At 73.4% G+C, this 26,168-nt stretch carries 22 protein-coding genes and 1 pseudogene; 8 read left to right on the forward strand and 15 right to left on the reverse strand.

Going from position 1 to position 26,168, the window contains the following annotated elements; all coding sequences use genetic code 11:
- The 5 genes and pseudogenes from KIS93_RS00005 to def all read right to left on the reverse strand — a co-directional run.
- Positions 1-220 (reverse strand): annotated as a pseudogene (locus KIS93_RS00005) (MmcQ/YjbR family DNA-binding protein); the annotation flags it as partial.
- Between the two features lie 12 nt (positions 221-232).
- Entirely contained in the window at positions 233-649 is a 417-nt protein-coding gene (locus KIS93_RS00010) for a CBS domain-containing protein (protein WP_080040370.1), read from the reverse strand.
- Positions 650-726: 77 nt separating this feature from the next.
- Entirely contained in the window at positions 727-2,142 is a 1,416-nt protein-coding gene (locus KIS93_RS00015) for a pyridoxal phosphate-dependent decarboxylase family protein (protein ID WP_080040369.1), read from the reverse strand.
- Positions 2,135-2,755 carry a helix-turn-helix domain-containing protein gene (locus tag KIS93_RS00020; RefSeq protein ID WP_080040368.1) on the reverse strand — a complete coding sequence of 207 codons (621 nt, stop codon included), beginning with the start codon at positions 2,753-2,755 and terminating at the stop codon, positions 2,135-2,137. The genes KIS93_RS00015 and KIS93_RS00020 overlap by 8 nt, the downstream gene beginning before the upstream one ends.
- 7 nt (positions 2,756-2,762) lie before the next feature.
- Complete coding sequence (gene def / locus KIS93_RS00025; RefSeq protein ID WP_186403486.1) at positions 2,763-3,299, reverse strand: peptide deformylase; 537 nt, start codon at positions 3,297-3,299, stop codon at positions 2,763-2,765.
- Between the two features lie 140 nt (positions 3,300-3,439).
- On the opposite strand from def, the gene KIS93_RS00030 reads away from it, so the two are divergent.
- Complete coding sequence (locus KIS93_RS00030) at positions 3,440-4,255, forward strand: methyltransferase domain-containing protein (protein ID WP_080046928.1); 816 nt, start codon at positions 3,440-3,442, stop codon at positions 4,253-4,255.
- 24 nt (positions 4,256-4,279) lie between these two features.
- Complete coding sequence (locus tag KIS93_RS00035; protein ID WP_155127971.1) at positions 4,280-4,657, forward strand: hypothetical protein; 378 nt, start codon at positions 4,280-4,282, stop codon at positions 4,655-4,657.
- A 78-nt stretch (positions 4,658-4,735) separates the two neighbouring features.
- Here KIS93_RS00035 and KIS93_RS00040 read toward each other — a convergent pair whose 3' ends face one another.
- Both KIS93_RS00040 and KIS93_RS00045 read right to left on the reverse strand, forming a co-directional pair.
- Positions 4,736-5,251, reverse strand: a complete 516-nt coding sequence (locus KIS93_RS00040; RefSeq protein WP_080040365.1) for a hypothetical protein — start codon at positions 5,249-5,251, stop codon at positions 4,736-4,738.
- A gap of 173 nt (positions 5,252-5,424) precedes the next feature.
- Positions 5,425-6,357 carry a hypothetical protein gene (locus tag KIS93_RS00045; RefSeq protein WP_080040364.1) on the reverse strand — a complete coding sequence of 311 codons (933 nt, stop codon included), beginning with the start codon at positions 6,355-6,357 and terminating at the stop codon, positions 5,425-5,427.
- A 132-nt stretch (positions 6,358-6,489) separates the two neighbouring features.
- Here KIS93_RS00045 and KIS93_RS00050 point away from each other — a divergent pair, with 132 nt between their 5' ends.
- Entirely contained in the window at positions 6,490-7,434 is a 945-nt protein-coding gene (locus KIS93_RS00050; protein WP_080040363.1) for a GNAT family N-acetyltransferase, read from the forward strand.
- A 36-nt stretch (positions 7,435-7,470) separates the two neighbouring features.
- Positions 7,471-8,235 carry an arylamine N-acetyltransferase family protein gene (locus tag KIS93_RS00055; RefSeq protein WP_080040362.1) on the forward strand — a complete coding sequence of 255 codons (765 nt, stop codon included), beginning with the start codon at positions 7,471-7,473 and terminating at the stop codon, positions 8,233-8,235.
- 6 nt (positions 8,236-8,241) lie between these two features.
- Here KIS93_RS00055 and KIS93_RS00060 read toward each other — a convergent pair whose 3' ends face one another.
- Both KIS93_RS00060 and KIS93_RS00065 read right to left on the reverse strand, forming a co-directional pair.
- Positions 8,242-11,328 (reverse strand): helix-turn-helix transcriptional regulator, encoded by a 3,087-nt coding sequence (locus tag KIS93_RS00060; RefSeq protein WP_186403487.1) that lies wholly within the window; start codon positions 11,326-11,328, stop codon positions 8,242-8,244.
- Positions 11,316-11,969: a nucleotidyltransferase domain-containing protein gene (locus KIS93_RS00065; RefSeq protein WP_230466326.1), complete on the reverse strand. Its 654-nt coding sequence runs from the start codon at positions 11,967-11,969 to the stop codon at positions 11,316-11,318. The genes KIS93_RS00060 and KIS93_RS00065 overlap by 13 nt, the downstream gene beginning before the upstream one ends.
- Positions 11,970-12,014: 45 nt before the next feature.
- Between KIS93_RS00065 and KIS93_RS00070 the strand changes: the two genes are divergently transcribed.
- The gene (locus KIS93_RS00070; protein ID WP_080040359.1) at positions 12,015-13,880 is read left to right on the forward strand and encodes a propionyl-CoA synthetase; all 1,866 of its coding nucleotides are present in this window, start codon (positions 12,015-12,017) and stop codon (positions 13,878-13,880) included.
- A 96-nt stretch (positions 13,881-13,976) separates the two neighbouring features.
- A complete protein-coding gene (locus KIS93_RS00075; RefSeq protein ID WP_186403488.1) occupies positions 13,977-16,721 on the forward strand; it encodes an NACHT domain-containing protein in 2,745 nt (914 codons plus the stop codon).
- An 857-nt stretch (positions 16,722-17,578) separates the two neighbouring features.
- Here the strand turns inward: KIS93_RS00075 and KIS93_RS00080 are convergent.
- The 6 genes from KIS93_RS00080 to KIS93_RS00105 form a co-directional block, all read right to left on the reverse strand.
- On the reverse strand, positions 17,579-18,727 hold the full coding sequence (locus KIS93_RS00080; protein ID WP_222107146.1) for a sensor histidine kinase: 1,149 nt from the start codon (positions 18,725-18,727) through the stop codon (positions 17,579-17,581).
- 8 nt (positions 18,728-18,735) lie between these two features.
- Positions 18,736-19,392: a response regulator transcription factor gene (locus KIS93_RS00085; protein WP_080040356.1), complete on the reverse strand. Its 657-nt coding sequence runs from the start codon at positions 19,390-19,392 to the stop codon at positions 18,736-18,738.
- Between the two features lie 120 nt (positions 19,393-19,512).
- Positions 19,513-20,106, reverse strand: coding sequence for a response regulator transcription factor (locus tag KIS93_RS00090; RefSeq protein WP_080040355.1), 594 nt, complete (start codon positions 20,104-20,106; stop codon positions 19,513-19,515).
- Between the two features lie 103 nt (positions 20,107-20,209).
- Positions 20,210-21,700, reverse strand: coding sequence for a sensor histidine kinase (locus tag KIS93_RS00095; protein WP_186403489.1), 1,491 nt, complete (start codon positions 21,698-21,700; stop codon positions 20,210-20,212).
- Between the two features lie 13 nt (positions 21,701-21,713).
- Positions 21,714-22,433 carry an ABC transporter permease gene (locus KIS93_RS00100; RefSeq protein ID WP_080040353.1) on the reverse strand — a complete coding sequence of 240 codons (720 nt, stop codon included), beginning with the start codon at positions 22,431-22,433 and terminating at the stop codon, positions 21,714-21,716.
- The gene (locus tag KIS93_RS00105) at positions 22,433-23,326 is read right to left on the reverse strand and encodes an ABC transporter ATP-binding protein (RefSeq protein WP_080040352.1); all 894 of its coding nucleotides are present in this window, start codon (positions 23,324-23,326) and stop codon (positions 22,433-22,435) included. Before KIS93_RS00105 ends, KIS93_RS00100 begins: the two co-directional genes overlap by 1 nt.
- Positions 23,327-23,773: 447 nt before the next feature.
- On the opposite strand from KIS93_RS00105, the gene KIS93_RS00110 reads away from it, so the two are divergent.
- A complete protein-coding gene (locus KIS93_RS00110) occupies positions 23,774-25,429 on the forward strand; it encodes an ATP-binding protein (protein ID WP_080040351.1) in 1,656 nt (551 codons plus the stop codon).
- Positions 25,426-26,082, forward strand: a complete 657-nt coding sequence (locus KIS93_RS00115) for a response regulator (protein ID WP_080040350.1) — start codon at positions 25,426-25,428, stop codon at positions 26,080-26,082. The genes KIS93_RS00110 and KIS93_RS00115 overlap by 4 nt, the downstream gene beginning before the upstream one ends.
- The last annotated feature ends 86 nt before the right edge of the window (positions 26,083-26,168 follow it).

The raw sequence follows: 26,168 nt of genomic DNA on the forward strand, positions 1-26,168 counted from the left end.
GCAGGTCCGACTCCCTCGGCAGGAGGAACTTCGCGGGCTCGGCCGCGACCAGCGCGGCGCGTTCCTCCTTCGGGAACCCGAACCCCATCAGGCTCTCGTCACGCGAGAACGCCACGTAGACGATCCTGCCCACGCGGAACTTCACGCGGTCTCTGATGAGGTGCTCCGACGAGCGCGGGAGCGTGCGCGCGAACTGCCGTACGTCATCGACGGTGACCACACGCCGACGGTACTACCGGTTGCCCTCCGCCGCCGAGATGTCCGCGAGCGCGGAGTTCGGGTCCCGCTCCATCGCCAGGTCGCCGAGGCTGACGACGCCGACGGCGCGGCCGTCCTCGACCACGGGCAGGCGGCGCACGGCGTGCGTGCGCATGAGCTGGACGGCCTGGTCGATGCTGGTGTCGGGGCCGACGGCCTCCACGGACGGGCTGCACGCGTCGCGGACGGGCGTGTCCGGGCCGCGCTCGTCGGCGGTCACCCGCACCGTGATGTCGCGGTCGGTGACGATGCCCTTGATGCGGCCGTTGTCGTTGACGATGACCGCGCCGGTGTCGTTGTCGCGCATCAGGCTCGCCGCGACGGACACCGGCTGGTCGGCCTCGACCGTCGCGGGGTGAGAGGTCATCACGTCTGCCACGGTTCTCGCCATGGGATCCTCCTGTAGGTCGGTTCGGCGACCCCCTACCCGGGCGGATGCGCCTCTCACCGGCGCGACGTACCGCGGCGTCAGAGTGCCTTGGCGGCCAGCCGGATCTCCTCCAGGAGCACCACCAGGTCCTGCTCGGTGGTGCCGGGGTGCAGGATGCAGGTCCGCAGCGCGTCGCGCCCGCCGAGCCGGGTGCCCGTCAGGAACGCGTTGCCGCGCGCCTGCACCGCGACGGGCAGGGCGCGGTTGAGCGCGTCCACCTCGCGCGGGAGCGCGCCGGCGCGCGGCGTGTGGCGGAAGGCGGTGATCGAGGTGGTGACCGGGGCGAGCAGCTCGAAGTCGGGGGCCGCCTCGATCATCTCGCCGAGCGTGCGGGCCAGCCCGGTCGTGTGCTCCACCAGGCCCTTGACACCCGACCTGCCCAGGTACGACAGCGTCGCCCACGTCTTCAGCGCACGGAACGGCCGGGTCTGCTCCGGCCCGTACTCGGCGAACCAGCCGAGGTCGCCCGCGTTCTCGTCCACCAGGTACGACGGCACCAGGCTGAACGCCGCCCGCGCGGCGGCCGGGTCGCGCAGCAGCGCGCAGCCGCAGCCGACCGGCACGCCGAGCCACTTGTGCGGGTCGAGGGCCAGCGAGTCGGCCCGCTCCATCCCGGCGTAGTGCGGCGCCGCCCCGCCGGCCAGGACGCCGAGCGCGCCGTACGCGCCGTCCACATGGAACCACAGCCCGTACGACGCGGCCACGTCCGCGATGTCGTCGAGTGGGTCCACCGCGCCGGAGTTCACCGTGCCCGCGCTGCCCGCCACGCAGAACGGCCGCAGCCCCGCGTCGAGGTCCTCGGCGATCATGGCGCGCAGCGCGCGCACGTCCATCCGGTACGCGCCGTCCACCGGCACGAGGCGGACGTTGCGCGAGCCGAGGCCGAGCAGCTGGGCCGCCTTGTGCAGGCAGCTGTGGCCCTCCTCGGTGACGTACATGACCAGGGGCGGCCGCCCGGACAGGCCCTCCTCGCGGGCGTCCCAGCCGTCGGCGAGCGCCGCCTGCTGGCGGGCGGTGGCCAGGCAGATCACGGTCGCCATGGACGCGCCGCTGGTCAGCAGGCCGCCGCCGGGCGGGTGCGGGAAGCCGACGAGGCCGGCCAGCCAGCGCACCACCGTGCGCTCCAGGTGCGGGCCCGCGTGGTCGCCGCCGGCGCAGCTCGGGTTGAGCGCGGCGGCCAGCGGCTCGACGAGGACGCCCGCCGGGTTGGGCGGCGAGTTCACCCAGCCGAAGAAGCGCGGGTGCCCGTTGCCCATCGGGTACGGCAGCACGTGCTCGCGCGCGTCCTCCAGCAGGTCGTCCAGCGCGCGCCCGGTCTCAGGCAGCTCCTGGCCGGTGAGCCAGGCCAGCTCGCCGTCGGGCACCGGCCGCCACACCGGCCGCTCCGCGACGCCCTCCAGGTGGTCGGCCATGATCCGGGCCGCCTTGGCGCCGGCCTCGCGCAGGTCATGCATCGGGGGATTCCCTCCGTGGTTCGTGCTGCCCGACTCCACTCACCTCCATGGCGAGGTAGAAGACGCAGTCGGTGGTGCCGTCGTTGGCGTAGGCGTGGCGGCAGTCGCCCGGGTAGTAGGCCGAGTCGCCGGCCGCAAGCTCGTACGGCCTGCCGTTGATCGTCAGCCGCAGGCTGCCGTGCTCGACGGCGAGGTACTCGCGCGAGCCGGGCGCGTGCGGGCTGAACTCGCCCGCGTCCACGCCGGGCCCGATGGTGGTGCGCATGAACTCGAACTCCACGTCGCCGAGCACCGGCGACAGCACCCGCCGCTCCCAGCCGGACGGGTCGCGCAGCACCCGCTGCTCGCTGTGCCGCAGCACCCGCATCGCGCTGTGCGCGGGCTCGTCGAGCAGCCGCGCGATGGACGTGCCCAGCGCCGTGGCCAGCCGGTCGAGCACCAGGACGGTCGGCGTCTTCGTGCCCCGCTCGACCTCGGAGACCATGCTCCTGCTGATGCCGCTCAGCTCGGCCAGCCGCTCGATGGACAGCCCGCGCGCTTGCCGCTCGCCCCGGATGCGCTGCCCCAGCTCGCCCATGGACAGGCCGCTGGACAGGACCCCTTCGCCGTTCATTCCTCCACTATAGCGGTGCTTTATCCGCTTTAGTGGATTCCTGGTACGCCGCCAGCACCTGCTTGCGGCGCTTGGCCGGCAGGCGGTCGATGTAGAGGTAACCGTCGAGGTGGTCGCACTCGTGCTGCAGGCAGCGGGCCAGCAGGCCGCTGCCCTCGACCGTGACCGGCTCGCCGTTCACGTCGGATCCGCGCACGGTCGCACGGTCGGGACGGGGGAGCGGCGCGTACTGGCCGGGCACGGACAGGCAGCCCTCGTCGCCCGCGTCGAGACGCCGCTCGCCGAGGCCGGGCACCTTCAGCTCCGGGTTCACGACCACGCCCTTGTGGCGCACGCCCTCGGCGTCGGGGCAGTCGTAGACGAACACGCGCAGCGGCACGCCGATCTGGTTGGCCGCCAGGCCCACGCCCTCGGCCGCGTACATGCTGGCGAACATGTCGTCCACGAGCGCCGCCAGCTCGCCGTCGAATCGGGTGACCGGCTCGCACGGGCTGTGCAGCACCGGGTCGCCCACGGTCACGATCGGCCTGGCCTGTCCTGCCACCTGTGCTCCTTCCTCGGAAGATTCCCGGCAAAGTGTACGCAATCCGCGCCGTGTCTCGACATGCAAGACGTTCTCTCTTGAATAGTGAGACCAGCGCTAGGGTGGTCGGCAACGTCATCGAAAACGAGGGAGTTTCGCCGATGGACGCCGTCTACACGCATGGCCACCACGAGTCCGTGCTGCGCTCGCACCGCTGGCGCACCGCCGCGAACTCGGCCGCGTACCTGCTGCCCCACCTCAAGCCGCACATGAAGATCCTTGACGTGGGCAGCGGCCCCGGCACGATCACCGCCGACCTGGCGGCGCTCGTCCCCGACGGGCACGTGACGGCCTCCGAGGTCACCGCCGACGCCCTCGACCTGGCCAGGGCCGAGGTGACGGCGAGAGGGCTGCCGAACGTGGACTTCGCCGTCGCCGACGTGCACGCGCTGGCCTACCCCGACGACACCTTCTGCGTCGTGCACGCCCACCAGGTGCTCCAGCACGTCGGCGACCCCGTGCGGGCGCTGCGCGAGATGGGGCGGGTCACCAAGCCGCGCGGGTTCGTCGCCGCCCGCGACAGCGACTACTCGGCCTTCACCTGGTGGCCGCGCATACCGGCGCTGGACGAATGGCTCGCCCTCTACCAGCGGGTCGCGCGCGGCAACGGCGGCGAGCCCGACGCCGGGCGGCGGCTGCTGTCGTGGGCCCGGCAGGCGGGCTTCGAGGACGTCACCGCCACCTCCAGCACCTGGTGCTTCGCCACCCCCGAGGACCGCGCCTGGTGGGGCGGCATGTGGGCCGAGCGCGTCCTGTCATCGGCCATGGCCGAGCGGGCCCTCGCCACCGGCGCCGCCACCGAGACCGACCTGCGGCGCATCTCCGACGGGTGGCGGGAGTGGGCGGCGGCCGAGGACGGCTGGCTGTCGATCCTGCACGGCGAGATCCTCTGCCGCATCCCCGCAACCGCGACCTGACCGGCGCGCCATAAGGTGTCGCTCGTGCCCGCCGTGCGATACCACGATTTCCGCGCATACCTGCGGCGACGGCTCCCCGAGGCCCGGCCGCTGCTGGCCGCCATGGAGGCGGAGGAGGCGGAGGACGCCGCGGAGGCGCCCGGCATGGCGCCGGCGGACGCGTACGGCGTCATGTCCGTGATCTTCTGGTGGGGCGTCTTCGAGCCCGCCCTGCGCGCCGGTGACGAGCGGCTGGCCGCCGAGTGCTTCGGGATCGTCGAGGAGCTCATGCGCGACGCCGACGAGAACCTCGCCCAGGTGCTGTACATCCGCGTGCTGGAATGGCTCATGGCCGAGTGGCGGGAGCAGAGCGCCCGGCTGGGCGGCGAACTGCTGCGCGATCTCGTCGAGGCGACGAGCTGAGCTGCTGCGCGACCTCGTCGAGACGACGAGCCGAGCCGCCGGCGATCGGAGGAGCGTCAGAGGCCGATCGGCGGAGCGTCAGAGGCCGAGGGTGCGGGCGCGCTGCCACTGCGGGTCGCGGTAGAGCACCATGTCCGTGCCCACCATCTCGTCGGGCGCCGACAGCATGGTGATCTCGCCCGCCGCCTGCAGTTGCAGCAGCAGGTCGCGCACCCGCGGCCCGACCGGCAGCCGCCCCGCGGGCAGCCCCAGCCCGTTGCGGACCGTGTCGGCCACCTCCGACAGGCGGAACGGGCCGTCGAAGCCCGCCACGACGCCGCGCACGACCGTCATCGTGATCAGGTGCTCGGCCTCGGCGTGCGCGAGCTGCCAGTTGACCTGCTCCCGGCGCCGGCCGCTGCCCGCGCACGAGGTGCAGGGGCGGTTCAGGCCGGGCGCCACCTCCTCCTCGGTCGAGCCGAGGCAGGCCGAGCACAGGCCGTTCTCGGCGGCGTGCAGCTCGGCGGACATCCGGCCGCCGAGGATCACGCCGCAGCCGCAGGCGAACGTGTCACCCAGGATGCCGGTCTGAGGGGAGATCGCATGCTCAGTCACCGAGCCGACTCTACCGCCGCCGCCCGCCGCCGCGTGCCGCGACCGTCACGACCGGCACATCCCCGCAGGCCGGAGCCGCCGTGATCGGGGTCGCCTCCGCAGGCCGGAGCCGCCGCGATCGGGGTCGCCTCCGCAGGCCGGAGCCGTCGCGATCATGGGCGCCTCCGCGGGCCTCATCCGCGCAGGTCGGCCAGGCCGCGCAGCCGGCGTAGCGCCTTGCGGGCCGCGGCGGCCACCCGCTCGTCCGGATGGTGCTCGATGAGCACGCGCAGCACCTGCCCCGTCCACGGATGGTCCCCGAACGCCAGGATCGCGATCGTGCCCGCCTGCTCCTCCGCCTGCATGCCCATCGCGATCGACTCGATCACCTCGCCGGTCTCGCCGCCGAACTCCAGCAGCGCCGCCGCCATGTCCACCAGCACCCACGCGATCTCCTCGGGCGACGGCTGCCGCTCCTCCTTGCCGATCCTGGCCGCGATCACCGCGCCGAGCTTGGGCTCCTCCAGCAGCCGGGTCAGCGCCTGCCGCCCGTCCTCGCCGAACGCCGTCCACAGCAGCTCCACGCCGACGGCCCGGCTGAGCGGGCTCACGGTGCCGAGCACCGAGGCGATCTCGTCCACCGCCTGCCGCTCGTCGCGGCCCTTCAGCCAGCCGGCCAGCTCCTCGCCGCGCTCGCTCTCCGGGTAGGAGCGCAGGCCGTGCAGCAGCGTCGCCGCGTCGGCGTCCGCGAGCGTCCCCATGACGGGGATGTCCTGCCCGGTCGTCTCGGCGATGATCTGCCGCGCCACCCACAGGCCGAGCCAGCTCAGCGTGTACGGCTCCGCCTGCCGTACCAGGCCGAGCCCCGTCAGCGTCTCGGACGCCTCGCCCCTGAGCGGCTCCCTGGACAGGAACAGCCGCACCAGCTCCAGCAGCAGCCCTTCGTCCTCGGCCAGCCGCTCCCGGCAGCGCGCCGCCCAGAAGGCCAGCACCTCGGTGTCGTCGCCCTCCGGCTTCAGCTCCTCCGCCAGGGGCGCGGCGCGCACGGCGGCGGCGAGGGTGGCCTTGGCGGGCAGCCGGATCGGGGGCTGGAGGGGCAGTGTGTCGTCGTCGTGGTAGGAGCTCACCCGCCCATCCTGTCGTGAGATTTCCGCTAAGGTACGCGCTGAGGCCGAAAAGTCAGAAGAAAGGAGGCGCGAGAAGATGTTCGGCATGTTCACGGGCGTCCGCCGCGCCCGCTTCTGCTTCTCGGAGGATTCATGCGTTTCCGTCCCGCCGTCGAGGACGATCTAGACCGCCTGCTCGGCTGCGTCGTCGACGAGTCCATCAGCTGGTCCCACCCCGACCGGCTGCTGTCGTTCCTGGAGGACGGCGCCTACGGCTACGACCGCATCTGGCTCGCCGAGGACGAGCCGGGCGGCGAGATCAAGGCCCGCGCCGTGTGGTGGAGCTTTCCCGGCAACGACCGGCCGCTCGCCCTCGACTGCCTGTACGTCGCCCCCTCGGTCCCCGACCGGGTGGGCCTGGCCGCCGAGCTGCTGACCCGGGCCCACGACGCCTTCGGGAAGTCGCCCGCGTACCACGTCTTCGTCTCGGGCGGCTGGCGCGACGACCCCAAGGCGAGCGCGGCCGTCGCCTGGAGGTGGGAGGCCGCCGGGCGCGCCGGGCTGACCGACGAGCTCGAACGCCTGCGTTACGAGTGGACGGCGGACGAGGCGGAGGTGCCTGAGCCGTCCGACCGGCTGGTCTTCCGCGGGGATGACGACGACGAGGCGTTCGTGGCCGCGTTCATGCGGGTGGCGGCCGGGACGCTCGACCACCACACCCGCCAGGCCGTGGCCACCATGGGAGCGGAGGCGCAGGCCCGCGAGGACGTCTCCGACTACAGGCAGATGCCGGGGGAGCGGGCGTGGTGGCGGCTGGCCTACGACAAGGCCGGGGAGCTGGTGGGGGTCGCGCTGCCGTCGGCCAACAACGGCGGGCCCGTCGTCGGCTACCTCGGGGTGGTGCCGGAGCAGCGCGGCCACGGCTACGTGAACGACCTGCTCGCCGAGATCACCCGCTTCCATGCCGAACGCGGGGTGCAGCGGATCGTGGCCGACACGGACGCGGGCAACGTGCCGATGGCGCGGGCCTTCGAACGGGCCGGATACCGAAATTTCGCCATAAGGCTGGTCCTGTCGGCGGATCCCGTGAACGCGTGATGCGCGGCGGCCCCCGTACCCGGCATTGTTGATCACATGACTTGGGATATCGAAAAGCTCGACATCGACGCCTACCTCAGGCGGATCGGGTACGACGGGCCGCACACCCCGGCGGCGGGCACCCTGCGCGCCGTCCACCTGGCACACGTGCGCGCCATCCCCTTCGAGAACCTCGACGTGCTCCTCGGCCGGGACATCTCCCTCGACCTCGGCAGCCTCCAGGACAAGATGGTCACCGGCGGGCGCGGCGGGTACTGCCACGAGCACAACCTGCTGTTCGCCGCCGCCCTCGAACGCCTCGGCTTCACCGTCACCCGCCACCTGGCCAGGATCCGCCTCGGCGGCCGCCGCCACCTGCCGCGCTCCCACGCCATGCTCACCGTCGTGGCGGAGGGCCGCACGTGGCTGGCGGACGTCGGCTTCGGCGGCGAGGGCCTGGTGGAGCCGATGCCGTTCGAGGAGGGGGCGTCGGTGCAGTCGGGGCCTTGGCGGTGGCGGCTGGCGCGCGAGGACGGCTTCTGGGTCCTGTACGCGGGGGAGGAGCAGCTCTACGCCTTCCGGCCGGACGAGCCGCAGCTCCCCAGCGACTTCGAGGTCGCCAACTACTACGTCTCCCACCACCCGCAGTCCCCCTTCACCCGCCACGTCCTCGCCCAGCGCACGACCGCCGACTCGCGGGTGCGACTGGAGGGACGGAGCTTCGCGACGGCGGCGGAGCTCGCGGGGTGGTTGCACGCGGAGCTCGGAATCGACATCACACCACACGACGCCGAGACCCTGCTCCCCCTGCTCCCGGACTGAGGGCCGTCAAGGGGTGGGCGGCTCGTGCGTCAGCACCTGGCGGGTCAGCTCCACCCGGCTGTTCACGCCCAGCTTGGCGAAGGCGTGGCGCAGGTGGGTGTCGACGGTGTGCGGCGACAGGAACAGGGCGGCCGCGGTCTCCCTGTTCGTCAACCCTTGCGCGACCAGCCGCACCACCCGCAACTCAGCCCCGGTCAACGCCGCCCACCCCACGCCGGGCCTCCCACCCGGATCCGTGGCACCTGGCGATGCGGCCCCTGGGGGAGTGGCGCCTGGAGGTGGGGCGCCCGAGGATTTGGCAGTCAGGGGTGCGGCGCCTTCAGGCGCGGCACCTGGTGGTGTGGTGCCTGAAGGTGCGGTGCTTTGAGGCGCGACGCTCTGGGCTGCGGTGTCCAGAGGCGCGGTGACCGGGGATGCGGTGTCCAGGGATGCGGCGCCCTGGATCGCGCCGCATGCCCGGTACACCTCCTGGGCTTCCTCCCGCCGTCCCGCGTCCTCCAGCGCCGCTGCCAGGCCGAGCGGTCGCGGGCCGGCCCGGTACAGCTCGATGGCCTCCGCCAGCCGCCCCTCGGCGTGCGCCGCACCCGCCGCCAGCGACGCATGGCCGGGGTTGCGCCGGGCCAGGTCCCGCACGCACTCCAGCATGCCGGGCACCGACCGCGCCCGCGCCGCCGTCCACGGCTCCTGCACCACCAGGTACGGCAGCACCCCGGCCGACGGAAGCCGGCCACGCCGCCACCGCAGTTCCTCGGCCACCAGCCCCGGCCCGTCGCCGGCCAGGGCCAGCCCCCGGTCCAGCGCGTCGCGCGCCACCGACGGCTCGCCCCGCAGCAGCGCCACGTGCCCGAGCACCCCCAGCAACGCGGGCGCCAGCGCCATCGCCGAGAGCCGCTCCGCCACCCGCAGCCCCGTCTCGGCCTCGGCCGCCGCGTCGTCGAGCCGCCCCCACGCCAGCAGCAGCTCGGCCCTGAACCGGTGCAGCAACGGCAGCGCCCACGCCGTACCGAGGCGGGAGCACTCCCGCTCGACCACCGCGTAGACGTCCGCCGCCTCCTCGAACCTGTCCAGCGCCGTCAGCGCCGCCCCCAGCCACAACCGCGGATGCCGGTGCGCCGTCTCGCCGCCCGCCGCGTCCGCCATCGCGACCGAACGCTCGGCGTGACGCAACGCCTCACCCAGCTCACCACGGAAGATCGCCACGGTGGACCGCGCCTGCAACCCGACCACCTGCGCGAACACCTCCCCACCGACGACCTCGCCTCCAGCGACGACCTCGCCTCCACCGACGACCTCGCCCCCACCGACCTCCTCGCCCCCGCCGGCCGTCCTGCCCGAGCCCGTCGCCTTGCCTGAGCCGGCCGCCCTGCCGGAACCCGTCGCGTTGCTCGCGCCGGTCGGCTCGGCCGCGCCACTCGCCTGTGCCTCCGCGATGGCTTTCCGCGCCGCGTCGTCGGCCGCGTCGACGTGGCCCGTCATCATCAGCGCGTGCGCCCGGACGGCGAGCAACCGGGCCCGTTCCCGCGCAGGAACGCCCGGCAGGCCGAGCGCGCGGCCCGTGCGGTCGAGGACGGCCCGGTCGTCGCCGGCGTGCTTGAGCGCCTCGGCCAGCCCGAACGCGATCCCCGCCTCCTCGGCCGCCCCACGGGGAACCCCGTGCGTGTCGGCGATCTCCCGCGCCTCGCCCAGCCGCCCCGCCGAGGCCAGCAACCGCACCACCCCGGCCACCAGCCCGCCGCCCGGTTCAGGGGCCGACAGTTCGAGGGCCCGGAGCATCAGGTCGGCGGCGGCCGAGGGGGCGGCGGGGGTCATCTCCTCGGCGGCGGCCCGGAGCTCCCGGATCGCCGCCGCGTCCCCCACCCCGGCCCCTTGGCGCAGGTGCTCGGCGAGCTCCGCCGGCGGCCGGCCCTCGCGCCGGAGCACGGCCGCGGCCTCCCGGTGCAGCGCCGTCCTGATGGCGGGGGCCAGCCCGCCGTACAGGGCCTCCCTGATGAGGTCGTGGCGGAACACCAGCCGATCGCCGTCACCGACCAGCGCCCCCGCCCGTACGGCCTGCTCGACCTGCCCCACCAGCGCGCCCGGCACGGCGCCGAGCAGCCCCGCGACCTCGTGCAGCGTGAACGGCCGCCGCAGGACGGCCCCGGCCTCCAGCAGCCGCCGCGTCTCACCCGACAGCTCGCGCAACCGCCGCTCGACGGCCGCCACGAACCCCGCCGGCAGCTCCATCACCCCGCCGCCCACCGTCACCGGCGCCTCGCCACCCAACGGACCCGCCGACGCCACCCCGCCGTCGCCGCCTCGCAGGGTCACCGATGCCACGCCGCCGCCGTCCACCGAGATCCGGCCCTCCGCGCGCAGCCCGTTCAGCACCTCCTCCAGCAGGAACGGGTTCCCGCCCGCGCCCCGCGCCAGCTCCAGCACCGACGCCCCGGGCGCGGCCCCCAGGAGGAGCCGGCACAGCTCGGCCGCCTCGTCCGGCCCGAGCGGCGGCAGCGGCACCCGGCGCGCGCCCTCCGCGATCAGCCGGTCCACCGCCTCCTGCTCTGGGAGCGGTCGCCGGGCGAGCAGCCACGCCACCGGCGACCCGGCCGGCCCCGGCACGAGCTGCCGCAGCGCGAGGCAGGTCAGCTCGTCCGCCCACTGCACGTCGTCGAGGACGATCGCCAGCGGCCGCAACCGGCTGATCCGCTCGATCGCCTCACCGGCCCGCTCGACCGCCAGGAACGGCCCGCCACCGGCCGCCGCCAAGCCGAGCCCACCCGCCAAGCCGAGCCCACCCGACGAGCCCGGATCACCCGGCGAGCCCAAAACACCCGGCGAGCCGAGCCCACCCAGCGCCCCGAGATCGAGGTCGTCCAGGGAGCCGAGCGCGCGCAGCAGGGTGGAAAGCGGCGCCACCCGATCCAGCTCCGTCGCCCGCCCCACCGCCACCACCAGCCCGCGCGCCCGCGCGACGGCGGCGGCCTCCTCCAGCAGCCGGCTCTTGCCGATCCCGGCGGGCCCTTCGACCACCACGCACCCGCCGCCCCCGCTCAGCAGCACCTCCGAGACGGCCCGCAGCGCGTCGTCCCGCCCCACCAGGCTCACGGAGGACACGGCGGCAGGTTCTCCTCCCGCACCCGCACCAGGAACTCCTCCACCCGCTCCCGATCCGGCCGCTGCGGTAGGACGCTCGTCTCGGCGGCCAGCTCGGCGGACAGGGCGGCCCGCCAGGCGATCAGGGAGTCCCACGGCACCTGCCCGCGCCGCACCGCCAGCAGCCGCTCCCGGTGGGCCCGCATGCCGACGAGCGGTTCGCCGTGCCGGACGAGGTGCAGCCCGCTGAGCAGCAGCCGGATCATGTGCATGGCCTGCTTCCAGTTGGGCCGTTCGGGGTCGAGCCGGCGCAGCTGCGCCTCGGCGTACCCGGCGAAGGAGCGCTGCGCCCGTTCGGACAGGAAGGCCTCGCGCAGGTCCCGCAGCCGCTGCCCGGTGGGTGTGATCACCTCCACGATCGGGGACCACAGGCACTCCAGGACGGTGGGGTTGGCGTCCAGGGCCAGCGCGCAGAAGCGCTCCACCTCCCAGGAGAACTGCTCGGGCAGCGGCCCGTCCCGGTGGGTGGCCGGTTTGTCCAGCCGCCAGAACGCCGAGGTCGGCGCCACGAACACGCCGCGCCGGTCGGTGTCGGAGTCGTCGGTGTCCAGCCCGTACGCCCTCGACCCCACCACCACGGAAAGGATCACGTCATCGTCCACCCCGATATCTTGCGCCATGGGGCCGCAGGCTGTTCTGATCGACGGGTGAGCGGTTTCGACGAGGTCTACCGGCGCAGCATCGAGCAACCCGAGCAGTTCTGGGGGGAGGCCGCCCGCGGGATCGACTGGGACGTGCCGCCCGCCACCGTGTACGACCGGGGCCGCTGGTTCCCCGACGGCCGGCTCAACACCTGCCACAACGCCGTGGACCGGCACATCGAGCGGGGCCGCGGCGCGCAGCCGGCGCTGATCCACGACAGCCCCGTCACCGGCACCACCCGCGTCCTGACCTACGCCGAACTGCGGGACGAGGTGGCGAGGACGGCCGGCATGCTGCGCGATCTCGGCGTGACCGCGGGCGACACCGTGGTGATCTACCTGCCGATGGTGCCGGAGGCGGTGGTCGCGATGCTGGCCTGTGCCCGGCTGGGGGCGGTGCACTCGGTGGTGTTCGGCGGGTTCGCGGCCAGGGAGCTGGCGGTGCGCATCGATCACGCCCGGCCGAAGGTGGTGCTGTCGGCGTCGTGCGGCATCGAGCCGGCGCGCGTGGTGGCGTACAAACCGCTGCTGGACGACGCGCTGGAGCAGGCGGAGCACCAGCCGGACCGGTGCGTGATCCTGCAGCGCCCGCAGTGCGCGGCGGAGCTGCGCGAGGGCCGCGACCTCGACTGGGCGCAGGCGGTGCGCGGCGCGGAGCCGGCGCCGTGCGTGAGCGTGGCCGCCACCGACCCGCTCTACATCCTCTACACCTCCGGCACGACCGGCTCGCCCAAGGGCGTCGTGCGCGACAACGGCGGCCACGCGGTGGCGCTGCACTGGAGCATGGCCCACGTGTACGGCGCCGCCCCCGGCGAGGTCTACTGGGCCGCCTCCGACGTGGGCTGGGTGGTGGGCCACTCCTACATCGTGTACGCGCCGCTGCTGGCGGGCTGCACCACGGTCCTGTACGAGGGCAAGCCCGTCGGCACCCCCGACCCGGGCGCGTTCTGGCGGGTGGTGGCCACGCACGGCGTGCGGACGCTGTTCACCGCCCCGACCGCGATCCGCGCCATCAAGAAGGAGGACCCGTCCGGCGCTTTCGCGAAAAAGTGGGACCTGTCGGGCCTGCGGCACCTCTTCCTGGCCGGCGAGCGGCTCGACCCCGACACCTACCACTGGGCCGCCGACCTGCTCGGCGTCCCCGTCATCGACCACTGGTGGCAGACCGAGACCGGCTGGCCGATCGCCGCCAACTGCGTCGGCATCGAGCCGCTGCCCATCAAGCCGGGCTCCCCGACGAAGGCCGTGCCCGGCTGGGACGTGCACGTGCTCGACAGTGACGGCGACGACTGCCCGCCCGGCGTCGAGGGGGCGGTCACCGTGAAGCTGCCGCTCCCGCCCGGCGCGCTGCCCACCCTCTACCGCGACGAGGCCCGTTTCACCCGCTCCTACCTCGAACGTTATCCCGGGCACTACCTGACGGGCGACGGCGGCCACCTCGACGAGGACGGCTACCTCTACGTCATGGGCCGCATCGACGACGTGATCAACGTCGCCGGGCACCGCCTGTCCACCGGCGCCATGGAGGAGGTCATCGCCTCCCACCCCGACGTGGCCGAGTGCGCGGTGATCGGCGTGGCCGACGAGCTGAAGGGCCAGCTCCCCATGGGGTTCGTGGTGCTGAAGGCCGGCGCGCGGCGCGACCCCGACGACGTCGAGCGGGAGCTGGCCGCGCTGGTACGCGAGCGCATCGGCCCCGTCGCCGCCTTCCGCCGCGCCGTCGTCGTGACCCGGCTGCCGAAGACCCGCTCCGGCAAGATCCTGCGCGCCACGATGCGCGACATCGCCGACGGGAACCCGTACGACATCCCGTCCACCATCGAGGACCCGGGCTCGCTGCCCGAGATCGCCCAGGCACTGAAAGGAACGTGACGCGCCGGTGACGTCTCGGTCGTCCTGGCGAACAAGCCTGCGCCGGACGGGGCGTACACCGCATGATGGGACATCCCAATCCCCCGGGAGAAGGCCATGATCGACGCACCGAGCTACGCCGACGCCCTGAGGATTCTCGGATGCAAGGACGGCCGGCTGGTCAAGGTGATCGGGTTCGCCGCGGAGGCCGAGCGTACCGGCTGGGCGCTGGCCGGCGGCACCCGCCTCAGCACGAACCTGCGCGACCTGCGCGACGCCGTCATCGCCTACGGCGAGGACGTCGCCCGCCGCCTGCCCGAGCTGAAGAGCGGCGCCAACCGCTTCACCCGCACCGAACGGCTGGCCGCGGCGCACGCCGCGATCGTCGTCGCCGCCTGGTTCGAGGCGCTCGGCGAGGCGAAGCTGCCGTTCACGCTCGACCAGCTCGACCGCGGCGACCGCATCGCGCACGGCGTGCCGACCGCCGAACGCTACGCCCGGCTGGTCGCCGGGCTGCTGCTGGAGCGGCTGCCCACGCCCGAGCCGCACGTCCCCTACGCCGAGACGCGCGCCGCCGTGGAACGTGCCTACGCCCGCATGGCCGAAGCCATGACCGGGTACGTCGGCGGCCTGTCCCTGTGGGACGAGCTGGCCGTCGAGGACCAGCTCGTCCTGCCCCGCCTGCTCGCGGAGGGCCCCACCGCGCACGCGCTGCGCATCTACGACGAGGACTACCGGTCGCTGGCGCTCGACAGCCACGAGTTCGGGGTGCGCAGCCTCGTCACCGAGCGGCCGCCGCCCGCCACGGCGCTGTCGCGGGTGGCGTGGCTGCTGGCCGAGCTGGCCCCGCCCCGCGTCGGCGACCGCCCCATGATCCACCGGCTCAGGATGGCCGCCAACGCCCTCGACCAGCCCCTCCTGCTGGCCGGCAAGCTGCCCGAGGACGTCTACCTGCCGCTGCTCGGCGAGGGCTACCTCACCCCGCGCTGCCGGGTGGCCGAGCCGACCCGCGAATCCTCACCGGCCGAGCGCGGCTGGTGGGAGCGGCAGCGGCTGCTGCCCGACCCCGAGGCGTTCCTCGCCGGGCACCTCACCTCGCTGCGCGCCACCCGCGCGCCGCTGCTCGTCCTCGGCGAGCCCGGCTCGGGCAAGACGAAGCTGACCGAGGTGCTGGCCGCCCGGCTGGCCCGCTCGGAGTTCCTGCCGTTCCGGGTGGAGCTGCGTGCCGTACGCGGCCGCGCCGACGTGGCCGGGCAGATCGAGCAGGCGGCCGGCGAGGTGCTGGGGGAGGAGGTGACCTACCCCGACCTGGTCGCGGCCGGTGACGGCGCCATGCCGGTGATCCTGCTCGACGGGTTCGACGAGCTGGTGCAGGGCGGGCTCAACCGCTACGACTACCTGGAGCGGGTCCGCGAGTTCCAGGCCAGGGAGGCCGGGCTCGGGCGGCCGGTCGCCGTCATCGTGACCGCCCGCACCGCCGTGGCCGACCGCGTCCGCTTCCCCGACGGGCTGCTCGCGCTGCAGCTCCTGCCGTTCGACGACGACCAGGTACGCCAGTGGCTCGACATCTGGGACCAGGCCAACCGGGCACTGCTGGCCAGGCGCGACCTCAAGCCGCTGCCCGCCGAGGCGGCGCTCGTCCATGGCGAGATGGCCAGGCAGCCGCTGCTCCTGCTGCTGCTCGCCCTGTACGACGCCGGCGGCAACGCGCTGCAGCACGACCACGGCCCGCTCGGCCGGGCCCGCCTGTACGAGGTGCTGCTGCGCGACTACACCGAACGCGAAACGGGCGGCGCCCGGCGCGTCGCCATCGACCAGGAGCTGGTGCTGCTCGGCGCCGTCGCCCTGTCCATGCTCGCCCGCGGCAGCCAGGTCGTCACCGACGACCAGCTCGACCGCGACCTGCCCGCCCTCTGCCACGGCGGCGAGGACGACCAGGACGACGAGGACGAACCCGTCGACTGGGCCCGCAAAGCCACCGAACGCTTCTTCTTCGTCCGCAGGCGCGGGCACGCGTTCCTGCACTCCACGTTCGGCGAGTTCCTGGTCGCCTGGCTGACCCTGTACGCCCTGCGCGACCTCGACCGGCGCCGCCGCCTGGCCGGCGACGAACCCCTCGCCGTCGTCCAGGCCGTCGACGACGACCTGCTCTACGCCGTCACCTCCCACTCCTGCCTCGCCGAACGCGCTCCCACCATCGGCTTCCTCCTGGAGCTGCTCGACGAGGTGCCCACGGCGGTGCGCGCCCGCTGCGCCGACCAGCTCGCCGGCCTCCTGCGGCGCGCCCTCTACGAACGCACGCGCCGCCACTTCACCGGCTTCCGCCCCGTACGCCACACCGTGACCCGCCGCCTGGCCGCCTACTCCGCCAACCTCACCCTGCTCATCGTCGCCGCCTCCGAGCAGCCCGTCGCGGTCTCGTCCCTCCTGCCCGGCCCCGACCACCTGGAACGCTGGTCCGCCCTCACCCACCTCTGGAAGGGGCAGCTCGGCACCGACGGCTGGTCCGGACTGGTCACGGCCCTGTCCGCGCACCGCGTCGTCACCGACGGCGTGGAGGACGTCCTGCTCGGCGGCGGCGCCGAACCCAGCGGCATGGGCGACGTCGTCGTCGCCGTCGCCACCGGCCACGCCCCCGCCACCGCCGCCTCCTCGACCTGCTGCTGCGGGCGCTGGGGGAGGGCGGCGCGCTCCCGTTCCGCGACCGCGTCAGCATCCTGGAGGAACTGCTGCGCACGGTGGCCGTCCGCTCACCCGCCATGCACCAGGCGCTGGGCACGATGTGGCACGAGGACGGCGCCGACCACGCCGCGTTACGACGCCTCCTGCGAACGATGCTCGCCGATCCGGTGGACCGGATGACGACGTGGGAACAACTCGTCAAGTCCGGCATCCCCGAAACAGCCCTCTGGGAAATCCACCAGAACACCCCGCCTCCGCCCCCGCCCGGCTCAGGCCCCGGGCCGGGCAGCGGCTAACTCCACCGAGCCGCCCGCCCCCGGTCGCCGCTTCGTCGGCTGGCTTCACCGAGCCGCCCGCGCCCGGTCGCTGCTTCGTCGGCGGCGGTCAGCTCCGCTGAGACGCCCTGCCTCGCCGGTGGTGGGCAGCTCCGCCAGGAGGCGCCGCCTGAGGCTCGGCTCCGTCGACGACGGATAGCTCCACAGGGGAAGCCCCGCCCCCGGCCACCTCAGGACCCGGCCCCGTCGGCAGCGGGCAGCTCCAGTAGGACGCCTCGCCCCCCGCCACCTCAAGGCCCGGCCGCGTCGGCAGCAGGCAGTCCCACCAGGACGCCCCGCCCCCGACCACCTCAGGGCGCGGCCCCGTCGGCGGCGGGCAGCTCCACTGGGGCGCCCCACCTCTCGGTCGCCTCAGGACCCGGGCTCGTCGGCGGCGGCCGCTCCAGTAGGACGCCCCGCCCCCCGACCACCTCAAGACCCGGCCGCGTCGGCAGCAGGCAATCCCGCCAGGACGCCCTGCCCCCTGACCGCCTCAGGCCCCGGACCCGTCGGCGGCAGGCAGCCCTGCCAGGATGCGCCGCCTGAGGCTCGCCCTCGTCAACGACGGGTAGCTCCACCGGAAGGCCCTACCCCCGACCACCTCAAAGCCCAAACCCGTCGGCAGCAGACAGGCCCGCCAGGACGCCCCGTCTCCCGACCATCTCAGGCCGCGGCCCCGTCGGCGGCGGGCAGCTCCACTGGGGCCCCCACCTCTCGGTCGCCTCAGGACCCGGGCTCGTCGGCGGCGGGCAGCTCCACCGTGATCGTCAAGCCCCCCTCGTCGCGCGGCCGAGCCAGGACCGTGCCGCCGTGGGCCTCCGCGATCACGCGGACGATCGACAGGCCGAGCCCGCTGCCCCGGTCCGACCGCAACCGGTCGCCGTGCAGCCGCCGGAACGGCTCGAAGATCGTCTCGATCTCGTACGGTGGCACCGGCAGGCCGGTGTTGGCCACGACCAGCTCCACCCGGTCGGCCCGCCCGCGCGTCGTCACCCACACCTCGCCCTTGGGCTGGTTGTGGCGGACGGCGTTCTCGACCAGGTTCTGGACCAGCCGCTCCACCAGCACCGCCTCGCCCGCCGTGGGCGCGGAGTCCAGCAGCCGGTGGATCGTCACCTCGCGCTCCGCCGCCTCGGCCGCCGCCTGGTCGAGCACGTGCTCGGCCACGTCCGACAGGTCGAAGGGCCGCCGGTCGAGCACCGCCTGCTCGCCTTCCGCCAGCGCGAGCAGGCCGTCGATGAGCCGTTCGTGCCGCGCGTTGACGAGCAGCAGCGACTCGCCGAGCCGTTTGACGTCGTCGGTCGCGTCGGGCCGCCGCACGGCCACGTCCACCAGCGTGCGGTTGATCGTCAGCGGGGTGCGCAGCTCGTGGGAGGCGTTGGCGACGAACTTGCGCTGCCCGTCGAACGCGCGCGCCAGCCGCCCCAGCATGATGTCGTAGGTGTCGGCCAGCTCCTTGATCTCCTCCCGGGGGCCGTCGTAGGCGATGCGTTCGGTCAGGTCGCCGCTCTGCGCCACCCGCTGCGCCGTCTCGGTGACCCTTCTGAGGGGCCGCAACATCCACCCCGCGCTCTGCCACCCGATCCCGAACGCCAGCGCCGTGGCCGCCAGCAGCGCGACCGCGCCGACGTTACGTACCGTGGCCGGTGTGTCGCGCTGGTAGACGGCGTGCACCTGCATCGCGCGGCTGCGCGCGATCTCGTACATGTCCTGATAGCGGTAGAACTCCCGCCAGCTGTCGACCGCGAACTTGGCAGGCGTGAACACGCCGGCGCGATACTCGAGGCTCTGCCGCGCCGCGAGATAAACCCCCGTCAGCGCCAGGCCGCCCAGCACCAGCACCACCCCGGAACAGACCAGGGCGAAACGCATACGAACGCTCATGGGATCCGGTACCCCGATCCCGGAACGGTCTCGATGACCTGGGGCTCGCCGAGCTTCTTACGCAGCTTCATCATCGTCGTGCGCACCGTGTTCGTGAACGGGTCGATGTGCTCGTCCCACACCTTCTCCAGCAGCGTCTCCGCCGACACCACCGCGCCCTGCGCCCGCAGCAGCTCGGCCAGCACGCCGAACTCCTTGCGGGCCAGCGGCACGTACCGCCCGTCGCGGAACACCTGCCGGTGCGCCCAGTCCAGCCGCACCCCCGCCCGCTCCAGCATCGGCGGATCCGCCTTGCGCGCCCGCCGCCCCAGCGCGTGCACGCGCGCCACCAGTTCCTCGAACGCGAACGGCTTCGGCAGATAATCGTCGGCCCCCAGCGACAACCCCGCCACCCGAGCCCGCACATCGGACGCCGCCGTCAACATCAGCACCCGCACCAGCCACCCCTGCTCCACCACGGCCCGGCACACCTCATCACCATGGGTGCCCGGCAGGTCCCGATCGAGGATCAGCACGTCGTAGTCATGCACCCCGAGCCGCTCCAACGCCGCCTCACCGTCATAGGCCACATCCACCGCCAACGCCTCCCCCCGCAGCCCTTCGGCGATCGAGTCGGCAAGCATGCGCTCATCCTCAGCGACCAGAACCCGCACCGTACCCCCCAAGATCCTCAAATGCCGACCAGTGTGGCCCTCCCGCCATAACGCCGACATAACCACACCTTTGGCAGGCTAGCGCCGCGGTAACCCAGAGCCGGCTGCGTCCCTGCCGGTTCAGAGCCAGCCTCGTTCCTCCGCCACCCGGACGGCCTCCGCGCGGTTGCGGGCGCCGGTCTTGCCGATGGCCGACGACAGGTAGTTGCGTACCGTCCCCTCGGTCAGGAACAGGCGCCGGGCGATCGCTGCCACGGTCGGCTCGCCGGACGCCATGCGCAGTACCTCGGCCTCCCGTTGGGTGAGCGGGCTGGGGCCGGTGGTCAGGGCGGACACGGCCAGCTTCGGGTCGATGACCTGCTCCCCGGCCATCACCCGCCGCACCGCCGCGGCCAGCTCGGCGGCCGGGGCGTCCTTGACCACGAACCCGGCCACGCCCGCCTCCAGCGCCCTGTTCAGGTAGCCGGCCCGGCCGAACGTGGTCACGATGATCACGCGACGGTCGCGCAGCCGCTCGGCCACCTCCAGGCCCGACAAACCGGGCATCTCGATGTCGAGCAGGACGACGTCGGGATCGTGCTCCGCCGTCGCCGCCGGCACCTCGTCGCCGCGGCCCACCTCGGCCACCACCTCGATGTCGTCCTCCAGCCCGAGCAACGCCGCCAGACCGCCCCTCACGAGATCCTGGTCGTCGGCGATGAGCACCTTGATCATGCCGCCTCCAGAGGAACCTGCGCGTACAGGCGGTAGCCGCCGCCGGGCAGCGTGCCCACCTCCAGCCGCCCACCCGTCGCCCCGACCCGCTCAGCAAGCCCCGTCAGCCCGTTGCCCTTCCCCCGACGGCCATGGGCGGGATGGTGATGGGGGAGGTGGTCATCGGGACCATGGTCCGCGGTGAGCTGGCGGTCGGTGGGGTGGTCGTCGGTTGAGTGATGGTGGCTGGAGGGGAGGGCGCTGGGTCGATGGTCGGTGGGTTGGTCATCGGTTGAGCGGTGGTCGCCGGACGGGAGGCCGCCGGGTGGGCGGTTGGCGGGGTGATGCTCGGCCGGGTGATGCTCGGCGGGTCGGTGGCCGCCGAAGTGGGGATCGGTGGGGCGGTCCTCCGCTGAGCGGTGGTCGCCCCACGGGAGGCCCCCGGGTCGGTGGTCGACGGGGTGATGCTCGGCCGGGCGATACTCGCCGGAGTGGGGGTCGGTGGGTTGGTCATCCGCTGAGCGATGCTCGGCGGGTCGGTGGTCGCCGGAGTGGGGGTCGGTGGGGTGATGCTCGGTGGGTCGGTGGCCGCTGGGGTCGGGGCGGTGGGGTGGTGGTCGCCTTGAAGATGGGGGGTGGGGTGGCCGTCGTCTAGGACTTCCACTGCTGCCGAAGAGTCGTTCACGTGCAGGCGGATGTGGCAGTGGCGGGCGCGGCTGTGGCGGAGGACGTTCGTGGCGGCTTCTCTTACCGCCCAGGCGAGTTGGGCCTCGGCGGCCGGTGGGATGGGGCCGTCGGCGGGGGAGACGGTGACCTCGATGCCGGCCACGCCGAGGTTGCGGGTGGCGGTTTCGAGTTCTTCCGACAGGGATGGTGCTCGGTAGCCGGCGATGGCGTGGCGTACCTCGTCCAGGGCTCGTCGGGCGGTCTGCTCCACTTCCGTCATTTCGTGGGCGGCGCGTTCGGTGTCGGTGGTGGCGAGGCGGGCGGCGAGTTGGCTTCTGATCGTGATCGAGGTCAGGGTGTGGCCGAGGGTGTCGTGCAGGTCTCTGGCGAAGCGCAGGCGTTCGTTCTCCACGGCGAGGCGTGCGACCTCGAGGCGGGCCGCGTTGAGGCGGGCGATGAGCAGGCCCATGCTCTTCATCGCCGACACGGCCGCGGTCTGCACCACGATGATCAGTGGCACCCACCAGACCTGCGACATCGGCGCGCCGGTCCATAGCAGTGCGAGGACCTCCACGACCACTGTCGCGACCACCGCCATGGCGAAGGCGCGGACCCGTAGTGACGCGGCGAACGCGCTGATCGCGAACACGAACGACGTGTACGCCCACGGCGCCCCGAACAGCGGCAGCAGCGCCAGCCCCGACATGGTCAGGCCGGCCAGTGCCCATGGCAGGGGCGGGTTGGGGAGGGGGCTCAGCATGCGCCACATGATCGGCAGCCAGCAGGCCGCGAACACCGCCACCAGCCCCAGTGCCGCCACCACCGCCGGCGCCCCCGGCCCGGAGGCCAGGAACGACCAGAGCGGCCAGGCGATCAGCAGCAGCCAGGCGGCCGAGCCCACCCTGGCCGCCGTGCGGCCCTTGCCGACATCCAGCTCTCCCACCGTCATGGCTCTCCGACCGTCATACTGCCCGACGGTAACGCCACAGAGCCAGCGCGGCGAAGAGCACCGTCCAGGCCGCCAGCACGGCCAGCGACGAGCCCGACGGCGCCAGACCGTCGAGCGCCCGCCAGCCCAGCGAGCCCGCCGCGTACGCAGGGCTGTACTCGGCCACCACGCGCATGCCCTCAGGCATGGACTCCACCGGCAGCCACAGCCCGCCCAGGACCGTCAGGACGAAGTAGACGATCATCATGGCCAGGCTCGCCACCTGCCCCTTGATCGAGTAGCCGAAGGCCGTGCCGAGCGCCGCGAACGGCAGCGCGCCCGCCCAGATCAGCACCACCAGCAGCGGCCAGGTGCCGAGCGGCAGCCGCACCCCGGTCAGTAACGCCCCGCCGGCCAGCACCACGACGATGCTCGGCAGCACCGTGACCGCGCCGCTGACCAGCTTGGCCGTCACGTAACCGTGCGCGGGCAGCGGCGTGACCGCGAGCTGCGCCAGCCACCCCTTGGAGCGCTCCAGCGCGATGGCGCCCCCGATGAACAACGCGGAGCCCATCGCGCCGTAGGTGGCCATCGACACCATCGTGTACGCCCCGACGTCGCCGATCCCCTTCGGCGCCACGTCGAGCACGAGCGTGAACAGCAGGTAGAGCCCCAGCGGGAAGAACGTGGTCATGATCAGCCCCACCGGGTTGCGGAAACCCCGCGCCAGCTCCAGTCTCAGGTACGACCCCATCAGCCCCGCCCCTCTCCCGTCAGGCTCACGAACGCGCTCTCCAGGTCTGTGCTCTCCACCCGTACGTCTCTGACGTCGTCGAACATCGCGAACAACCCGCGCAGCGTCGCGTCGGAGTCTTTCGTGCGCAGCGTGACCGAGCGGCCCTCGACGCTCACCTGCAGCACCCCCGGCAGGATCTCCAGGTCGTCGAGGTCCGCGTCGTACAGCGTGCACCGCACCTCGCTGCCGCCCACCAGCGACTTCACCGTGGACACGGAGCCGTCGGCGACGACCCTGCCGCCCGCGAGCAGCACCACCCGGTCGGCGTAGTCGTCGGCCTCGGCCAGGTAATGGGTGGCGAAGACGGCGGTGCGGCCCTGCGCCGTCCGCGCGCGTACCTCCTGCCACAGGGCGCGGCGGCCCTCCACGTCGAGGCCGACCGTCGGCTCGTCGAGCACCAGCACGTCGGGGTCGCCGACCACGCACAGCGCGAACCGCACCCGCTGCCGCTGCCCGCCCGACAGCGCCCCGACGCGCCGCCTCGCCAGGTCTTCGACGCCCGCCGCCCGCATCGCCCGCTCCGGCGGCAGCGGCCTCGGGTACATGCCGGCGACCGCCGCCACCAGCTCGCCCACCCGGACGTCCTCCAGCAGCCCGGACTCCTGCAGCAGCACCCCGACCCGGCCCGCCCGTAACGCCTCCAGCGGCGGGCGGCCGAGCACCCTCGCGGTGCCCGAGCCGGGGGTGCGCAGGCCGAGCGCGATCGACAACAACGTGCTCTTGCCCGCCCCGTTCGGGCCGAGCACCGCCACCGTCTCGCCCTCGCCGACATCGAGATCGACGTCGGCGAGCGCGGTGACCGGGCCGTAGGTCTTCGTGACGGCCCGCATCTCCCACACGCTTTTCGTCATGGCAGTAGCCTGCGGGAACGGGTGCCGCCGGGTGTAGTGCCGTACGTCAGCCGGGGCTGTATGACGGATGTCATGGGCGACGGCGTTAGGCGTGCTCCGGTAGCCGTGCCGGTCATGTGATGCGGCGTGGGATGTGCTTCGGTTGCCGTGTTGGTCATGTGATGCGGCGTGAGGTGTGCCTCGGTTGCCGTGTCGGTCGTGGTGTGCGCTGGGTTCTGGGTGCCATGAGTAGGTATGGCGCGGGTGTGCTCCGGTTGCCGTGTCGGTCGTGGCGTGCGCCGCGTTGTGGGTGCCGTCAGTAGGTACGGCGGGGGCGTGCCCCGGCTGCCGTGCTGGCCATGGCGTGCGCTGTCTTCTCGGCGCCATCAGGGGTACGGCGCGAGGTGTATTCCGGATACCGCGCTGGCGGTATCGCCCGTCCGGTGGGGTGTGCACTAGCGTGCGGCCATGCGGACCATCGCCCTGATGTGCGGCATGGCAGTGGTCGTCTACTCCTCCACCGCCATGGCGCTCGGCAACCAGCCGGGCGCCCGGCCGCTCGACGTGCTCGGGCATGTGCTGCTGGCCGTCACAGTGCTCGGGCTCGCCTGGTGGCGACGGCGGCCCGAAGCGGCGCTGGCGGTGTGTGCGGGAGCGGCCGCCGCCGTCTTCACCCTCGGGTACGCGCTCGCGCTGTGGCCGGCGCCTGCCCTGATCGCCCTGTTCGTCACCATCGCTGACGGGCGCCGCAGGGTCATGGGATGGGTGGGGGCGGCGTTCCTCGTCGCGGTGCCCGGGATGGTCGCCGTCGTGCGTGCCGAGGCCGACGTCGTGACCGCCGTGATCCTCTGGACGTTGATCGTCCTGGCCGTCGCGCAGGGTGGGGAGGCGTCGCGGGCGCGGCGGGCGTACACGGCCGAGGTCGAGCGGCGGGCCGCCGACGCCGAGCGAACCCGTGAGGAGGAGGCGCTGCGGCGGGCACAGGAGGAACGGCTGCGGGTGGCCAGGGAGCTGCATGACGTCACCTCGCATACGGTGTCCGTGATCGCCCTGCACGCCGCCGTCGCCGCCGAGGCCGTCGAACGTGCCGGCGGGCCGCCCGAAGCTGCCGCCGCGCTCGGGGTGATCCGCTCGTCGAGCCGGCAGGCCCTGTCGGAGATGAAGGCCATCCTCGGCGTCCTGCGCACGAACGGCCCGAACGGCCCGAGCGGCACGAGCGGCGCCACTGGTACAGGCGCGACCGGCATGGGCGGCACCGGCCGCTCGGGCGGCACGGGTGACATGGGTGGCGCCGGTGGCATGGGCGATGTGGGTGGCAGGAGTGGCATGGATAGCGTGGGTGGCCTGGGCGACGGGGGCGACCTGGGTGGCGTGGGTGGTGGCCGGGGCGATGAGGGTGACCTCCGTGGCGTGAGTGACCTAGGCGATGAGGATGACGTCGGTGGCGTGAGTGACCTGGGCGATGAGGGCGGCATGGGCCGCACCGGCGGCACCGGCCGCACGGGCAGCGCCGGTGGCATGGGTGGCCCGCGTTGCATGGGCGATGAGGGTGACCTAAGTGGCCGGCGTGACCTAAGCGATGAGGGCGGCGTTGGTGGGGCTGGTGGCATCGGGGCCACCGGTCGCATGGGTGGTGTCGGTGGCCTGGGTGGCCTGGGTGGCGCGGGTGGTGGCATGGGCGGTACGGGTGGGGCTGAGGGCGGTCGTGTTCGGCAGGTCCGATTCGTGCGGCATTGCCGTCTTGTCGAGGACGACTTCGTTCCGCAGCCCGGCTCCGCGCAGTTGCCCCGCCTGATCGAGAACGCCGCGCTGCCGGTGACCCTGGATGTCGAAGGTGAGCGCCGCACCCTGCCGGCCGCTGCCGACCTGACCGTCTACCGTGTCGTGCAGGAGGCGCTGACCAACACCATGCGGCATGCCGGCGCCACCAGGGCGAGCGTGACGCTGACGTACGAGGTGGGAGCGGTGACCGTGCGGGTGGACGATGACGGGCGGGGTGGGCGGGCGCCGCACGGGCATGGGCTCACCGGCATGGCGGAGCGCGTCGCGGCCGTGGGGGGCCGGCTCGCCACCGGGGAGGCGCCCGGAGGCGGTTTCCGCGTCACCGCCCGGTTGCCCGCGTGATCACGGTCCTGCTGGCTGACGATCAGCCTCTCGTCCGGGCCGGTCTGCGGGCGCTCCTCGACACCGAGGACGACCTCACCGTCATCGGCGAGGCCGCCGACGGAGCGCAGGCGGTGCGGCTGGCGCGCGAGCTGCGCCCCGACGTCGTGCTGATGGACATCCGCATGCCGGAGCTCGACGGGCTCCAAGCCACCCGCGGCCTGGCCGGCACCGGCGTGCGGGTCGTGGTGGTCACCACGTTCGACCTGGACGAGTACGTGTACGAGGCGCTGCGCTCCGGCGCCTCCGGTTTCCTCGTCAAGGACGCGGAACCGGCCGAGATCCGGCACGCCGTCCGCGTCGCCGCCCGGGGTGACGCGCTGCTGTCGCCGCAGGTGACGCGGCGGCTCATCGAGGAGTTCACCGCGCGTCCCGCCGTTTTGGACGAGGGGCGGCTGAGCGGCCTGACGGGGCGTGAGCGTGAGGTGCTGGCCAGGGTCGCCAAGGGGCTGACGAACGCGCGGATCGCGGAGGAGCTGTTCATGAGCCCGCTCACGGTCAAGACGCACGTGAACCGGATGATGGCCAAGCTGTCGGCGCACGACCGCGCCCAGCTCGTCGTCATCGCTTACGAGAGCGGCCTGGTCCGCCCGGGAGAGCACGGTGAAGGGTGATCACAGTCAAGGGGGCGGGGCGACGCAGGTCACGGCTGATCACGGTCACGGGCGATCCAGGTCACGGCTGATCACGGTCGCGGGCG

This window comes from [Actinomadura] parvosata subsp. kistnae (genome assembly GCF_900323885.1).
In the GTDB taxonomy this organism is placed as follows: Bacteria; Actinomycetota; Actinomycetes; order Streptosporangiales; family Streptosporangiaceae; genus Nonomuraea; species Nonomuraea composti.

What these genes read in the sequence shown, in the direction of transcription:
- KIS93_RS00015 (WP_080040369.1), bottom strand. Translation starts at nt 2,142, where the DNA reads ATGCATGACCTGCGCGAGGCCGGCGCCAAGGCGGCCCGGATCATGGCC.
- KIS93_RS00090 (WP_080040355.1), bottom strand. Translation starts at nt 20,106, where the DNA reads ATGATCAAGGTGCTCATCGCCGACGACCAGGATCTCGTGAGGGGCGGT.
- KIS93_RS00050 (WP_080040363.1), top strand. Translation starts at nt 6,490, where the DNA reads ATGCGTTTCCGTCCCGCCGTCGAGGACGATCTAGACCGCCTGCTCGGC.
- KIS93_RS00105 (WP_080040352.1), bottom strand. Translation starts at nt 23,326, where the DNA reads ATGACGAAAAGCGTGTGGGAGATGCGGGCCGTCACGAAGACCTACGGC.
- KIS93_RS00030 (WP_080046928.1), top strand. Translation starts at nt 3,440, where the DNA reads ATGGACGCCGTCTACACGCATGGCCACCACGAGTCCGTGCTGCGCTCG.
- KIS93_RS00055 (WP_080040362.1), top strand. Translation starts at nt 7,471, where the DNA reads ATGACTTGGGATATCGAAAAGCTCGACATCGACGCCTACCTCAGGCGG.
- KIS93_RS00095 (WP_186403489.1), bottom strand. Translation starts at nt 21,700, where the DNA reads ATGACGGTGGGAGAGCTGGATGTCGGCAAGGGCCGCACGGCGGCCAGG.
- KIS93_RS00010 (WP_080040370.1), bottom strand. Translation starts at nt 649, where the DNA reads ATGGCGAGAACCGTGGCAGACGTGATGACCTCTCACCCCGCGACGGTC.
- KIS93_RS00110 (WP_080040351.1), top strand. Translation starts at nt 23,774, where the DNA reads ATGCGGACCATCGCCCTGATGTGCGGCATGGCAGTGGTCGTCTACTCC.
- KIS93_RS00075 (WP_186403488.1), top strand. Translation starts at nt 13,977, where the DNA reads ATGATCGACGCACCGAGCTACGCCGACGCCCTGAGGATTCTCGGATGC.
- KIS93_RS00080 (WP_222107146.1), bottom strand. Translation starts at nt 18,727, where the DNA reads ATGCGTTTCGCCCTGGTCTGTTCCGGGGTGGTGCTGGTGCTGGGCGGC.
- KIS93_RS00100 (WP_080040353.1), bottom strand. Translation starts at nt 22,433, where the DNA reads ATGGGGTCGTACCTGAGACTGGAGCTGGCGCGGGGTTTCCGCAACCCG.
- KIS93_RS00020 (WP_080040368.1), bottom strand. Translation starts at nt 2,755, where the DNA reads ATGAACGGCGAAGGGGTCCTGTCCAGCGGCCTGTCCATGGGCGAGCTG.